The 15,209-nt window shown below is 47.9% G+C and carries 10 protein-coding genes; 4 read left to right on the forward strand and 6 right to left on the reverse strand.

Translation table 11 applies throughout. The features are described 5' to 3' along the window. Position 1: 1 nt before the first annotated feature. Complete coding sequence (locus tag AB0L18_RS16350) at positions 2 to 1,723, reverse strand: calcium-binding protein (RefSeq protein ID WP_367388377.1); 1,722 nt, start codon at positions 1,721 to 1,723, stop codon at positions 2 to 4. Between the two features lie 130 nt (positions 1,724 to 1,853). Between AB0L18_RS16350 and AB0L18_RS16355 the strand changes: the two genes are divergently transcribed. Continuing rightward, positions 1,854 to 3,377 (forward strand): bifunctional GNAT family N-acetyltransferase/carbon-nitrogen hydrolase family protein, encoded by a 1,524-nt coding sequence (locus tag AB0L18_RS16355; protein ID WP_367388378.1) that lies wholly within the window; start codon positions 1,854 to 1,856, stop codon positions 3,375 to 3,377. A gap of 153 nt (positions 3,378 to 3,530) precedes the next feature. Here AB0L18_RS16355 and AB0L18_RS16360 read toward each other — a convergent pair whose 3' ends face one another. From AB0L18_RS16360 to AB0L18_RS16370, 3 genes are all read right to left on the reverse strand, one after another. Then, entirely contained in the window at positions 3,531 to 5,447 is a 1,917-nt protein-coding gene (locus AB0L18_RS16360) for an AAA domain-containing protein (protein ID WP_367388379.1), read from the reverse strand. 270 nt (positions 5,448 to 5,717) lie between these two features. Beyond that, on the reverse strand, positions 5,718 to 6,446 hold the full coding sequence (locus AB0L18_RS16365; RefSeq protein ID WP_367388380.1) for a hypothetical protein: 729 nt from the start codon (positions 6,444 to 6,446) through the stop codon (positions 5,718 to 5,720). Positions 6,447 to 6,508: 62 nt separating this feature from the next. Continuing rightward, positions 6,509 to 7,246 (reverse strand): hypothetical protein, encoded by a 738-nt coding sequence (locus AB0L18_RS16370; RefSeq protein ID WP_367388381.1) that lies wholly within the window; start codon positions 7,244 to 7,246, stop codon positions 6,509 to 6,511. 96 nt (positions 7,247 to 7,342) lie between these two features. Here AB0L18_RS16370 and AB0L18_RS16375 point away from each other — a divergent pair, with 96 nt between their 5' ends. Beyond that, positions 7,343 to 7,987, forward strand: coding sequence for a 4'-phosphopantetheinyl transferase superfamily protein (locus tag AB0L18_RS16375; protein ID WP_367388382.1), 645 nt, complete (start codon positions 7,343 to 7,345; stop codon positions 7,985 to 7,987). A gap of 2 nt (positions 7,988 to 7,989) precedes the next feature. Here AB0L18_RS16375 and AB0L18_RS16380 read toward each other — a convergent pair whose 3' ends face one another. Together AB0L18_RS16380 and AB0L18_RS16385 are read right to left on the reverse strand one after the other, a co-directional pair. After that, the gene (locus AB0L18_RS16380) at positions 7,990 to 8,658 is read right to left on the reverse strand and encodes a metallophosphoesterase family protein (protein WP_367388383.1); all 669 of its coding nucleotides are present in this window, start codon (positions 8,656 to 8,658) and stop codon (positions 7,990 to 7,992) included. Positions 8,659 to 9,045: 387 nt separating this feature from the next. Continuing rightward, on the reverse strand, positions 9,046 to 11,739 hold the full coding sequence (locus tag AB0L18_RS16385) for a T9SS type A sorting domain-containing protein (RefSeq protein ID WP_367388384.1): 2,694 nt from the start codon (positions 11,737 to 11,739) through the stop codon (positions 9,046 to 9,048). Positions 11,740 to 11,926: 187 nt separating this feature from the next. Here AB0L18_RS16385 and AB0L18_RS16390 point away from each other — a divergent pair, with 187 nt between their 5' ends. Then, entirely contained in the window at positions 11,927 to 13,351 is a 1,425-nt protein-coding gene (locus AB0L18_RS16390; protein ID WP_367388385.1) for a hypothetical protein, read from the forward strand. Between the two features lie 774 nt (positions 13,352 to 14,125). After that, positions 14,126 to 15,067 (forward strand): WD40 repeat domain-containing protein, encoded by a 942-nt coding sequence (locus tag AB0L18_RS16395; RefSeq protein ID WP_367388386.1) that lies wholly within the window; start codon positions 14,126 to 14,128, stop codon positions 15,065 to 15,067. Positions 15,068 to 15,209: the final 142 nt, after the last annotated feature.

Here is a 15,209-nt window from a genome sequence, read left to right on the forward strand (position 1 = left end):
CTCACTCTGCAAAGGTGGGGTAATAAACATCGGCCCAGTGGTGATAATCAAGCAATAGCTCGTTGGTTTTTTTATTTGCGCATTCCAGGTCTAGGAGTGAAAAAATTCTTTCTTTACGGTACTTATCAATGGTTAATACATTAGGGCTCGTTGGTGAAGCGGAATCTGTAAATCCTACTACCTCTACGCTGATTTCTCCGGAAAAATCGTCTCCCCATTCCTCCTCATCGACCTCTGCGGTTAATATTTCATCCTCTTCAAAAACCTCTGCTACAAAAGGGAAGGATAGCTCTGTTTGGAGATGATCCCACCAATTCTCAGGGTCCTGCTTTTTAGGATCAGCATCCAGGATATTAAAGATGCGCTTACGTTGTTTGGCCGTTAAATCGTTAAAGGCGTACTGCCGGTATATGCCATAGAGTGCCTCATAACGCGCCGCAATTTTTTCTTTAGAGGGCTTTTTAGTAGAAGAGATCATGATACCCGGCACACTTTTGAAACGCCCCAGAGAATCCAATTCCAGCATCTTTTTAATGAAGTTAGGAGGCAATTTCTGGAGGGTATTGGTATCTGCTGCAATATCGTAGATCTCCACGCCTTCAGGATGGTACAAAGCGGCGGTTACTTCCCCTGTTACGGTAAGGGGTTTGTTTGGATTATCGGCAAAGGCTTCAAATTTTACCCAGGAGCCTACCGGGAAGTCAGGGTCTGTGGCTTCTTCAAGTGGAGAGAAATCATCAATGTCATAATCATCATCATAGTAATCATCATCATTATCATCATCACCAAATAACAACTCAGCCATTAAATCATCAATATCAGTCATGGAGTTTTGATGATAGATCAGCGGCTCCATACTGGCGGTGCGCTCCACTTCTTCCAGTGCCTCAAGGTAAGTTTCCATTTCATCGATCGAGCCGCCGGTCATGGTTGCTGCGTCGGTGATGTCTACACCATCTCTGGCGAAACTATCCACATCGGTGAGCATCTGCCCTAAGGGGCTGTTCCGCAAATTCTTTATTTCCTCGCTGAGGCGTTCCTGTTGTTGCTCCAGGCCGCTAAGTTGTTGGGTGAGAAATTGGATTTTTTGTTCCAGAACATCGGTTTCGCTTTCGCTAAAATCCAGGAGGTTGAGGTCGTACTGCATGGCCATATTCATCAATCCCTGGAGGTCGTGGGCTTGATAAAGCCTTACGATCTCTTGCTGAATATCATGAAAAAGCTGTTGTTCCTTAGCCCCTTGAGCACGGTCGGGATGAAACCTTTTGGATAGTTTGAGGTAGAGTTTACGCAAATCCTGTTGCACTTCGGGCTCGGGAGCTACCTGGAATTCGGCGAAAGGATCAAAATTTTTCGCTCTATCTTCTTCGAAACCAGGGCCGAAGTCGAACTCAGGATCATTAAAAGGCTGCGTTTCTTCCACCATGCCATGAATGTCCTGGTGCATCTCTTTGAATTGTGCCCGATCAGCTTTTGAAAACCGCTTGTCTTTTTGCAGGCGCGCAAGAATAGCTATGATCTTCTCTGTACGCGCTTGCATCTTTTCCTTTGCACTCGCGAAGGAATTCCTGGCTTTCCGCTGGAGTTCATCAATGCGTTCGCGCATATTGTCAAGCCGGGTTTTCAGTGACTTGATCGTGGTGTTCTTCTTCTTGATCTGTGCCTCTAATTCGGCGATTTTTTCCTCTTGCTGGCGGACAATAGGGCTTTTCTCTATGCTCATATAAAAAATTTGGGTAAAAGTACGGTGATCCGTTTGATTGGGAAAATATAGTATTCTTTATATTCAGAACAATCTACCTTTGGAGCCTGTTTCAAGACTTAATTGATTACCTTATATTACAACAATAGAGATGAGCACAGAGATTGAGAATATTGAATTACAGTTCCTTAATCTTGATGATTACCAGGAGTTGAAGGAGGCGATGATCGAAGCCTACAGTTCCCTGGAAAATAGTTATTGGCACGAAGAACAATTGGCACGTTTGATCAACCTTTTTCCTGAAGGACAGGTCGTAATAAAAATCAATGGTCAGCTAGCTGGCTGTGCCTTGTCGATAATCCTGGATTATAAGAAGTACGAAGACCACCATACCTACGCTGATGTCACCGCGAATTCTACTTTTACTACCCACGATCCCAACGGAGATCGCCTCTACGGAATTGATGTATTTATCAAGCCAGAATTCCGGGGTTTGCGTTTAGGGCGTCGTTTGTACGATTATCGCAAAGAATTGTGCGAGCGCCTGAACCTGAAAGGCATTGCTTTCGGTGGGCGGATGCCCAATTACCATAAGCATTCCGATAAGCTCTCTCCCAAAGAGTACATTGCTAGTGTCAAGCGTAAAGAAATCAATGATCCAGTTCTTAATTTTCAGATTGCCAATGATTTCCATCCTGCTAAAATCCTGAAAGGTTATTTGAAGGGCGATCATCGTAGTGGGGAGTTTGCCGTCTTGATGGAATGGGATAATATCTATTACGAAAAACCCAGAGATAAAGCATCGTCTCAAAAAACGGTGGTCCGACTGGGTTTGGTGCAATGGCAGATGCGTCGCTACCGCAACCGTACGGAGTTGATGGAGCAAGCCGAATTTTTTATTGACGCCTTGACCACTTACCGGGCAGATTTTGCGCTGTTTCCCGAGTTTTTCAATGCGCCGCTGATGGCAGAAAACAATCACCTTTCTGAACCTGATGCTATTCGTGAGTTGGCCACACACACGGAGCCCATCGTGAAACAGTTTTCAGAATTGGCGATCTCCTACAATATCAATATTATCACCGGGAGTATGCCGGAAGTACGCGATGACCTACTCTACAATGTAGGTTACCTGTGCCGCCGGGATGGAACGGTAGAGCGTTACGAAAAACTCCACGTCACACCTGATGAAGCCAAAGTGTGGGGGATGCAGGGGGGTGAAGTTCTGAAAACTTTCGATACCGATTGTGGTAAAATAGGCATTCTGATTTGTTATGATTCTGAATTTCCAGAATTGAGCCGCCTACTGGCGGACGAAGGAATGGACATTCTTTTTGTTCCTTTCCTGACCGATACCCAAAACGGTTACTCGCGGGTACGTAATTGCGCCCAGGCCCGGGCTATCGAGAACGAATGCTACGTGGCCATTGCCGGAAGTGTAGGTAACCTACCCAAGGTGCACAATATGGACATTCAATATGCACAGTCGATGGTTTTCACGCCTTGTGATTTTGCTTTCCCTTCCAACGGGATCAAAGCCGAAGCGACACCCAATACAGAGATGATTCTATTGGCGGATGTTGACCTTGACCTGTTACGCGAACTCAACCAATTTGGTAGCGTGAAAAACCTGAAGGATCGCCGCAAGGATTTGTTCATCCTGGAAAAGCGCTAAGAGCATGTTTGGAGCTTGCTTGCATCGAAAACCAAGCATTTAGCAACCTGGCGTCACTCAAAATCACTTACTTGACCCGCCAAGCGCGTGATTTTGAGTTTAGCCAGAACGCCAAATCATTGATTTTCAAAAGTAATCCGCTCCAAACATGCTCTAAGCCATAAATTCCCAAGCGGTACGGTAGGTGCCGTGCGTTTCGCAATATTCCAGAAAAGCAGCATAGAAGTCATCGTTGCCGATAGTAGCACTGTCGCCAACGATGACTAGCTTGTGGCGTGCTCTTGTCATGGCCACATTCATACGGCGATAGTCTTTGAGAAAGCCAATGTCCGTTTTTGCGTTGGATCGCACCAGGCTGATGTAAACAACATCCCGCTCCTGCCCTTGAAAACCGTCGATGGTATTAATGGTAATGGGGACATCAGCTAGCCGTTCATCTTCTTTCACCGCTTTTTTCATCATCATGACTTGCTCACGGTAAGGAGAGATGAGTGCGATACTGGGCAAGGGTAGTATTTCGTGGGTATAGCAGTGCTCCAATAGTGCGTAGAGGTGTTCGCAGAGAATTTGAAATTCCCCTTCATTGTAACGGCTTTGGTAAGCCTGCTGGGTTTGTTCCTGAAAATCAGTGCCCGCGGTGTCGATGAAGACGACGGGTGTTTCGAAATCTTTCGTCAGCGTTTGTTGTGCTACCTGTGGAGCTGCGAGTAGCTGTCCGTCATAAAATTGCTGATTAGAGAAATTCATGATGGTTTCATGCATCCTGTATTGCGTACGCAGCAGGCTGGTATGGGCTTGTCTTTGGAGGGCTTTTTCAATGAGGGTGACCTCCAATCCGCCACGCCTTGCTTCGTGACTTTTGATCGTTGGCGGCAACTGGTAGGGGTCACCGGTGAGTACGACCCTGGCGCCTTTAATGATGGGAATCCAGGTAGCGGGTTCCAGTGCTTGAGCGGCTTCATCAATGACCACGGTGCGGTAGGTGCGGTTGCCTAGTACGCTATTGGCCGCGCCAACGAGGGTACAGGTGATGACCTGAGCGCCATCGATGAGATTGTCCAGGAGGCGCTGTTCCAGTTGATTTGCCCAACCGCTGATTTCACCAGCTTCCTTGAACATTTGTCCTCGATTTTGGCGTTCCTCTGCGCCGAATTTTCGCTTGAATTGCTTGGCTTTACGGCGCAACTCAGCGGCTTCTACTTTCAGTTTTTTGATCTGTTTACTATCCGGATGGTGGGCGATTTGGTAATCAAGCGTTTGCCGGAGTACCTCTTCATCGACTCGGCTAAGGTTGCCGATACGGAGTACATTGAGTCCTTCTTTGGCGAGGCGTTCGGTAAGTAAATCAACGGCCGTATTGCTGGGTGCCGTTACCAGTACGGTGGCTTCCGCCTGAAGCAATTGTTTGACGACTTGAACTAAGGTGGTCGTCTTGCCAGTACCCGGAGGGCCATGAACGACCGTAAGCTCATAGGAGCCAATGACGTCTCTTAGTGCGGCATTTTGAGAGTCATTGAGTTGCTCACTGCGCAGAAATTCATTGACTTCACGGTACTGCGCTTGGGTACGTCCCAGGATCACATCGCGCAATTCGGCGAGCCTGTTTCCCCGTGCTTCGATGACGTACTTGAGGGCCTTTTCCATTTCCCGGTAAGTACGGTCATCAAACAGCAGATCCACCCCGATGAGGCCCATGCCCAACCATTCCGGCAAGTCGGAAGAATTGAGGACGATTTTCATCCGTGCCCGATCAGTGAATTGTATGATGCCGCTTTGCTCGGGTTTATGAACGGCGGGTTGTTTTGTGAATAAACTTACAGTCTTGCCTGCGCGGAACTGGTCAGGCGTATGAGGTAGCGACCGCTCAAGGATGACGTAGGCTCGATTGCCAATTGTGTAACCCGATTTGGTAACCGTGATGCCACCGTACCAGGAGTAACCTTCTTTGACGCGCTGATCAAGGGGTAAACTTTGGATTTTCTGCCGGTGGTATTCCAAGTCAGCAGCCTTTTCCAAGGCCAGTAATTTTTGGAGTTCCTGGAGTTCAGCAGTAATAGCAGCGGGTGTCAAATGGAAGCGTTTTAATGAAGCGCTGCAAAGATAGTATTACCAGCTGTATTGTACGCTCAAATCCTCGAAGTGAAGCCACACTTATTTTACAAATTGCGCCTCTAATTTCACTTGGAGAAGACCAAAACCATACGTGACATTTAAGTTGCCTTGGATAAACCAGCTTCCATCGGCTTGTTGTTCTCCTTGCAGGCAACCGGAATCTATGGCCTTGAACTGTTCAATTGTCTAGACAACCATAAAATTAAAAAGGGTTGGTAGTACCCTTTATTACCAACGATATTGTGTAGCGAGCATGAATCCGATGGTTTCCTGTGTAAATAGTTTGTTTCCTGAAAACCCTCTGCTGGGTAATTCTGGCCAATTCATGCGGATGTCTAGCTCGGAGTAGTAGATACCTAACTCAAGGTGCCAGTGTTGTGCGATGTGCCAGCGTAAGCCGGTATTGATTTCCCAACCCTGGCTTAATTTTCCTCCACCATTTAGTTCGGTATAAACGGGAACATCGAAATTAGGATTATAGTCTCGCCGAACGACATAGCTCAGATCACCAGGAAATACCAACAAATAACGTGCGCCGACAAAAGGAGAGCATTTATAGGATGGCATTATCTCCAACTGAAAGCCAGGGGCGATTTGCCAGTGGTTGTAACTGATCTGTTCGGTAAAGTTCTTCCCGAATCGATTGTCGCCTAAATCCTGATTATTCCCAGTATGTATTATGTGCTCGTAGCCAAAGCGAAGTTGCAGCTGTAAAAAGGTGAGTTTTTTAAACGGCTGACTGGAAACCGCTATTCCAAAGAGCCCTTTGCGGCGAAGTTTAGGGATAAGATCCGCCGCCCTGAAGGTGTAGGTTTCGTAAGAAGAGGCATCCCGCTGAGTGAAAATACCCATCTGGATGTTATTTCGCTGGAGAAAATTTTGTGGTGTGGGGTCAGGAGCTACCTGTTGAGCTGGCAGTACCCAGGGAAGTAAGCAAATGAAGAGAAGTAAGCGCATAATGACGATTAGATTTGGAGAGTATGTGCTAAAATAAGGAAAAGAATAGTAAAAAACCATTCTTACCAGCCCAGTAGTGCACCGATCTGTAAGCCTGTGTTTTGAAAATGCAATATGCTACCTTGGGGGTTGCGTCCTGCTAGGTCTGGCCAGTTGACCAGTACCCTTTGGTCCAGATAATAACCCCCAAGATTAAGACATAGATGCCGACGGATGATTACGCGGATGCCAGCGCTTACTTTCCAGCCAGGGCTGATACGGGCACCTCCTCTAATCTCTCGATTGTTTGGGACATTTTCTTCACTCCTGCTTTGGGAGAATTGATAGTGGATTTTAGTGGGAATAGCGAGAAGCAAATGGGCACTACAGAACGGAGATATCGCCCGAGAACTAAGAGGTTCGGCTACTATGCCAGTTCCAAACTGCCAATTGTTGTATTCTATGTACTCCTCAAAGGCGTATTGTACAATGTAGTCCATAGGGAATCCGGGGCGATAAATATCAGGGAGCATTTCGTCAAAAATGGTTTCGTAGTAACCAAGTTGAACTTGAGCACGGAGGAATGGTAGCCTTTCCCAAGGCTGCCAACCGAAGGTGTAGTCATAAACCGGAACTCTTTGTGGAACACCAATAAAGAAGTTTCCCCGCACCGTGTAGGGCATTTTAGCAGCGCTATCCGTAGCGCGAACAACGCCAATACGAGGACGATATCGATGCCAAAAGTCTGTTTTTGAAGCAGTACTGTCTGTTTGGCTTGCTAGCAGGATTGGGATAAAGGTGATTAAGATGAGGAGGCGCATAATCGTTTAGTTTTTAAAATAGACGCTTGATCAGAGGTGCTATTCTAAGAAAGGCGAATATTAACAGCCTTGAGCAAAAACATTTACCTTTACTCCATGCCATTAATTCGTCATGATATTTTAATTCCTGAAGCCGAACTCGGTATTTGGCAGATCAATGAATCCGAGCATTGGTTTATGGAAACATTGTTGCTGTACCCACCGGAGCTACGCCAACTGAGTGAACTAAAAGGACGCCGCCGGGTGGAATGGCTGGCTGCCCGCCAGTTGGTGCACCAGATGTCGGGGCGTACCAAGCGTGCCGCTTTTGTGAAGGATGAGCACGGCAAACCGCGCCTGGAGGGTTCGGATTGGCATATCTCCATCTCGCATTCTCATGGTCTGGCAGCGGCCATAGCTGCACCCGTGCTTTGTGGGGTGGATATTCAGTTCATTGTACCCAAGATTACGCGCTTGGCGCACAAGTTTTTATGTCCTGCCGAGGCGGAAAGTATTTGTGCGGAGACGCAATTGGATCAGCTACATTTTTACTGGGGAGCTAAAGAAGCACTGTACAAAGCCTACGGCCGCAGGCAGCTCGATTTCATTGAGCACATCAAAGTGGAACCTTTCCTTTATGAAGCTGCCAAAGGGCATACGACGGGCAAGGTGGTCAAAGATGGGGAGGAGCTGTGTTTTGATGTTTTCTACGAGCGCTCTGAGGCGGGGTACATGCTGGTGTGGGCGATGGCAGCAGGGTAGTCTTAGCCAATAAAATTCTGAAAGGTTAGCTTTCGTTCCGTCAATTCCAGTGCACAGAGTTTTCCCAGGCCATCGATATGGGTGAAGGCGCAGCCGTTGTCGATGAAGATGTCTGGTGTGGTTTCGGCGGCCTGAAGATAAAGACGGATGTTCTCTGTTTTGATGGGCGTGTGCCCGTGCACAACGATGCGACCGTTGAGCCATTGCCGGTCGATATCAGCGCGCCAATTGCGGAGCCAGAGCATGGCGTGTTGGTCGCTAAGTGGGTTGGTGGTGTTGAAGTTGAGGCCAGCGTGTACGAGCAGGTATTCATCGACTTCAAAGTAGTAGTCGAGTTGATCCATCCATGCGAGGTATTTTTGGGGAATATCTTTAGCGTGGGTTAGTCCAAAGCTGGCCAGGAGGTTGTGGTCACCACGATCGTAATAGGAGGGGAGGTCATTGCATAAATCTATCAACATCTGTTCGTGGTTACCGCGGAGACAGTAAACCGGATAGCCAGAAGCTTGAAGATGCCAGATAAAGTCGATGACCCCTTTGCTGTCGGGGCCGCGATCAATATAGTCGCCCAGAAGGTAGAGTTCATCATCAGGCGTAAGCCCAATTTTGGTGATCAAGGCCTCGAAGGTGAGGCGGCAACCATGAATATCAGAGATGGCAAATTTTCGCAAATTTTCAATATTTTGATGCATCGTGTCTGAATACCACCGTTTTTGGAAACATCCCGAAACGTTTGCAGACGTATTTTATGGTACAATAATTCCCCCCGGAAGGTTCATTTTGATGATAGGTAGAGACGTGATGCATCGCGTCTCCATATCCCCAAATGCCCACATCCCCAAATTGAGCGCGACGGGCCAGTAGGCACGTAACAGCAAGGGATAGGAGCGGAATACCCGCAGCACAGCGAGGATATTATAGGCCGCCCCCGGCAACGGGTGGCGGTGATGCCAAAATAAACAGCCCCACCCGAAATGGATGAGGCTGCTGCAAATTTGGAAATTAGGATGTATGACGATAAAGCGCGAACAAATGTCAATGGGGTTTAATTGGTCACATTATTTTACGATCAGTTTACCCTGAGCAAGGGGACGTGATCCGTCGAAGAGACGGAAGAAGTAGAGGCCGCTGTTGGGGAAGCCATCGCGTTGGAGTATGAGCTGCTGTCCGCTGAAGGCGTGCCGACTAAGGAGGCGACCTTGGGTGTCGTAAATCAGGCATTGGCCATCATTGAGGTCGAGCCCTTGCAGGGTAATTAAACTGGAGGAATGTAGGGGGTTAGGAGCTACGTTAAGGGTGAGGCCGGGTACTAGGACATCCTGGGTGGACACGAGGATGAAGTCTTCGCCGATGGTGTGGGTGACAGTATTAGTGACGACGGCCTCGTTGAAATCGAAGTAAATGTCGGCGGTGTTTTCAATGATGGTGCCAATAGGGTTATCAGGAAGCTGGCGAATAGCGAACTGGACAAAACCATTGGAGGCTTCGAAGTTGGTAGTGCTATCGGGCAGCAGGATGTCGTCGAAATGAAAGAGCAACTGACCATCTTCTTTGAGCTCCATACGGTAGGGGTGGCTGGATGCGCCGGGTACCAAGCTGCTGATGTCGAGGTGTTCGCTAAGTTGGTCTTCGATACGGATATTAAAAGCAGTATCCGTGCCGGTGTTCTGGAAGCGAATGAGGTACTCTAGCGGTGAATTGGCCTCTATGAAGTGCTGCTCACCGTAGCCACGGGGGAGGGCTTGCTTGTCGTTGGGATCCCAGGAGCCGATGTTTTCGATACAAAGTTGGTCGATATTAGGCTTGGTGTTTTCCAGCAGAAATTGGGTGGCAATACCAGGCGTGAATCCGCCACAACCCTCCACAAAAGCGGCAGCAATACCACCAAAGGGGTAGCTGTCGTCCTGCTCGATTTCGAGTCGCCAGGTCGCTCCATTCGCAGGGAAACTGATTGCTTCGCTTTGGCCGGCGTTTAGTTGAACAGGATTCTGGTTCATGTACATGATGACATCTTCCACGATCCGGTAGTTTTGGGCGGTAGTCATATCACTGTTGCCCGTATTAGCGATGGTGAAATTGACCTGTCCGGTGCCGGGGTCGCACTCGCCTGTAACGGATAGCTCGGCAAAGCTGGAAGCAGGGATGCAGGTGAATGGCTGGATGGTAGCTTGCACGCAGTGGGTGGCACCTAGCTGTGCTTCGCAGCTAAGCGTGGCAGTAAGGGTGATGGAGCCTGCGCTTGCTGCCGGAATGGTACCCAGGTCGAATTCGTATTGTCCATCGCCCAGGTTGGTGAAGGGAACCGTTGCGTTTGTGAGGCTGAGAAACGGATCTAATTCGATGGTGATGACTGCATTTTCAGCGGCAAAACTCGAGTAGTTGGCGTAGTTGAGATAAATTTGGTTGGGGAAACAGCGACGTAATAAGGGAGCAGCTACATCAACAGTGAGAAACGTACAGTCATTGGTGAGTGAAGCCGCAAAATTAACGGTGGTCACCTGTTCGGTGATCGTGGGTAGAATAATGCTGGATACACAACCCGTCGAAAAGCCATCAGGGAGGAGGAGTTGCACTTCTATATTGGAAAGGTCTGCTTCGGGCCATTTGATTGGAGCATAGTAAATGCCGTCGTTGTTGGTCGTGACAAGACTGCTACGGTTGGAGTTGGTACTGGAGATAAGCACCTGCCAACCGCCGAGACCGGTTTCGCCAGCGTCCAGGTCACAATTGTCATTGTCATCGATGTATACCTGTCCGGTGATTGGAGTGATTATTCCGTCTACTACAATTTCGCTGTAGCAAACATTTGTGTTGCCACTAGCATCTACTGCCCAAAGCTCTACAGGGTAGGTACCTACAACTGGGGGGATAAGGACGGAAGTGGTGGAAGGTAAGCTGCCATCAGATTCGGAGGAGAGCACGATCCGAAGGTCTACATTGCTGCACCAGTCGTAGCTACCTTCGTCGATGTCAGTGGTCCAGATAAGATTGTCTTCAAACGGGTCTGCATAAAAGCTCAGCTGGCTTTCGCAGATGACGACAGGCGGGACGGTGTCATCGTTGCATTCACCATTGCCACCGATGATATTGACGTAAGTCTCGCAAGAGGTGGCGTTGCCCGCTTCATCTACCGCCCACACTTCTACGGGGTATTCGGCGGCGACATTGAAGTTGAGGGAGGTTTGCCCCTGAGGAGCACCCGTACTTTGGGTAATGAGGTTGATACTAAAGCTAGGATTAGGATCACAGTTTTCGGTAAAACTTTGGATAATATCCTGTGCGAAGATGGTGACAAAATTTGTGCCAGGGGTGATCTCTGCGGTTAGTCCAGTGATGCAAAAGATACTTGGGGGCTCATTGTCGTCATCACAACTACCATCATTAATACCAACGATATTGACTTCACTGAAACAGTTGTTCCAGTTGCCAGAGGGATCAATAGCGTACATGACCACGATGTAAGTGCCGATAACGGGAGGGATGGTCACGGAAGTGGTGGTAGGCGGAACGCCGGTATCTTCATCGCTGGTGGTCAAACGCAGTGTAACGGGCCCGCAATCGTCAAAGGAGTTGGCATCAATATCGGTCGTAGAAAAAGTGATCCCCGTGCCTTCCGTAGCAATGAGATTGATGTCGGAAAAACAAATAACATTAGGAGGAGTAACATCATTATCACAATCCTGTGCTTGCAGGATCGAGGTGCTGAAAAGTAAGAAGAAGAAAAAAGTAAGTAGTTGGTTTTTGCTTTTCATGGTTCAAATTTTTGTCCTGGGATATTAATTAATTGGTAGGTGTTTTGACCTATTATTAAAACTTACCATGCAAAAGTGAAGGAAATGCAGGGGAATAACAAAGACAAAAAACAAGATTTGTAGTGTTATTTATTGTAGTTTTTATGTTTAAAATATTGATATTGTGTGCGTTAAAAAAATGTAAATAATGGCTATTGTTAGCGAAAGTGTTTTTGATTCGCAGCTGTTTCAGCTATTGACCTCGCTAAATAAAAGAGAATTGACGGCTTTTAAGCGATTTTTGGAATCTCCCTACTTCAATCAGCGCGAGGATGTAATGGCCTTATTCCATGCCTTGTCTCCTTCTCTCGCCAGCGAGGCTGCTCCTGCAAAAGAGGAGCTCTGGCACTTGGTGTACGGAAAAGAGAAATATGATGATCAGCAAATGCGCCTTCTCATGAGCTACCTTTCGAAACTCACCGAACAGTTTGTTGCGGTAGAATTGACCTTAGCGGATGATTTTGAGGTAAAGATGAAAGTGGCCAATCGGCTAAGGTCTCGTGCGGATAATCAATTGCACGAACGGTTTCTAAAAGCGTCGAAGCGTATTTTGGAGAAGCAGCCTCTGCGTAATGCTGAGTATTGGCTGCGTAATTATCGCCACCAAGAGGCCGCATACCGACAGGCATTCTCGCGGCAACCAGAGCAGAATGATGATTTTGCCATGCTCGGTGAGTCTTTCGATCAGGCCTTTTTGGCTTTGAAGTTGCGCCAAAACATGTGGCTCTACAACCACGAGCAACTCTACAAGTGGGGCTACGAACCCACTGCCCTCGATCGTTATATCGAGCAGTTGGGGGAGGACGCCCTAACCCGAGAGCCGGCTGTATCGCTTTATTATTATGGCCTTCAAGTACTGAAGTCGCCTACCAATGAGGACGTTTTTCAACAATTTACTGAAACCCTTTTTGTGCACAGTGCACTCTTTCCGGAGGAAGAGGCCCGCGACCTTTACTTGCTCGCCATCAATTTTGGAGTGCGGCAAGTCAACGAAGGTCAGCGGAATTATTTTCCTAAAGTAATGGAACTTTACCGCAATGGATTGGAACAGGGCTATCTCTTGCGCAACGGTGTGCTGTCTCGGTTTACTTACCATAATATTGTCAGTACTGCCCTGCAAATTGGGGAGTTGTCCTGGGCCGAAGCCTTTATCGAAGAATGGACCAACAAGCTGGAACGTCGCTTTCGAGATCGGATGTACCATTTCAATCGTGCCAAAATCGCTTACGCTGGTCAGCGCTACGACGAAGCATTGCCCCTCCTGCAACAAGCCAATTACCACGATCCACTGCTCAATCTGGGCGCGCGGACCTTGCTGCTGAAAATCTATTTTGAATTGGAGGAGTGGGAAGTGTTGCAGAGCCATCTGGATGCTTTTCAGAATTACCTGCGCCGTAAAGAAGGTATCACCTATCATCGAACCAACTACCGCAACCTCATTCGGTATACCCGGCAATTGCTCAAAGCTCAGTTGGGCAGCAAATTGCAACGCACCAAGCTGCGCGATAAAATTCTTCACGAAACTACCCTCACCGAAAAGGAATGGCTGCTGCGACAATTGGGGGATGAGTAAGCTTTTTTGTTTTAGACTTGGGGCCATGCCTTCGTTCCTCGGCACAGAGCAGCTTCTACACCTGGTCCTTGTTCCGATGGAAGATCAGAATCCCGTCCCCGCGCTTCAGGCTCCGCTTTGCGCGCTTAGCGAGGGCTGCCCACCGTTGGAAGGAATCTTGCAGATGCCTTCCAACTTACGAATCCTCGTTCGTTGTTGGATTGAAGAAAATAATTGTTGTTTTATTTTTCACCTAATACATTATTGTTTATATTTGCTATAGAATTATTCCCCATCATAGGTAACTACCCCCATTTCCTGGGGCATTCAGAGGTATAAGTTTGGATATTGCGTGGCACTCGCTCTGGTGAGTGCATAAAGTACTATGGCCATGCCCCATGGTTTTGGGGATGGTCAACGGCGACTGAGGCTTGGGTGGGTTGACCCTCCAGGGTCCGCGGATAACCTTGCGCCCCCTGAAAATCCTCTTACCATCAAAACTATCCTGCCCTCCAAAGGTTAACAAGTAATACCTCTAATGAGGCTTCAAATGGTAGGTGCCTTTTTAGACTTACCAGCAAAGTTTATCTTTGTTATTGGCCACTCTTCGCTTAAGGGACGGGAAAAAAGAAGTCAAGCAACTTTCGATTTTTTAAATTTTTCTAAACAACTGACTGAAAGCCTGCCTGCCTTTCGCCGAGTAGGCAGGAAAGTTGTGTGAAAAATTTCAAAAATCCCCAGAGAAAGTTGCTGGATTCACTTCCGTCAAATTACTAAGGAATTACTCAAAAAAATATGCCTCCACTTCATATTCATAAAGTTCATCAATTGACTGGTCACAACGCTGCTATTTACGCATTGGTGCCAGGGCTTCGACCGGGAACTTTTCTTTCAGCAGCAGGCGACGGCTGGATTGTTGAATGGTCGCTTAATGATTCTCGCCCAGGGGAGGAGTTGATGGGGCGTTTACTGGCCAAGGTAGATACCCAGGTTTTTAGTTTGGCCTATTTACCAGAGACCAACACCTTGGTTGCTGGGGATATGAATGGGGGAGTGCATTGGCTCAATCTTTCTGAAGATCGCCCCAATCGGCACGTAGCGCACCATCGCAAAGGCACTTATGGTTTGGTCGTCGCTAATGATGAACTGATAAGTCTGGGGGGGGATGGCATCATTACCCGCTGGGATACCTTAAGACAAACCAGCAATGAAAGTTTGCAACTGAGCAACCAGGCACTACGCACGGCCATGTATCGGTCAGCAGCTTCAGAATGGCTGGTAGGGAGCAGTGATCACCATATTTATCGGTTGAATGCGGAAGCGTTTACCATTAAGGAAAAAATGAGTGCTGCGCATCAAAATTCTGTCTTTTGCCTCGAGGAGCATCCTGAGGATAGCAGTACGTTTTTTAGTGGTAGCCGCGACGCTCAGCTAAAAGTATGGAAAATTGAACCACCGGGGCAATCCACCTCATTGGTCAAGGAACAACCTGCTCATTGGTTTACCATCAACCATCTAATTACCAGCCCTGATGGGAAATACCTGCTTTCGGCGAGCCGCGACAAAACGATTCGTATCTGGGATACTGCAAGCTACAATTTGCTAAAAACGCTGGATACCGCGCGCGACGGCGGCCACGTCAACAGCGTCAATCGGTTATTGTGGATACCAGATACCCCCTATTTCGTAAGCGCCAGCGATGATCGGTCCATCATCGTATGGCAGGTCGGCTCGTAGAGACGTTACACCGCAAGGTCTATGCCCCGCACCAAAGTTGGAAGTGGGATCCTGAGGTGTAGGGAGGAAGTCGGAATAAAAGGTATAAGTGTTGGAAGCGTGTAAGGGTGAGTTCAACAAATGTAGAAAATCACCCGCACCC

This window comes from Lewinella sp. LCG006 (assembly GCF_040784935.1).
Lineage (GTDB): Bacteria > Bacteroidota > Bacteroidia > Chitinophagales > Saprospiraceae > Lewinella.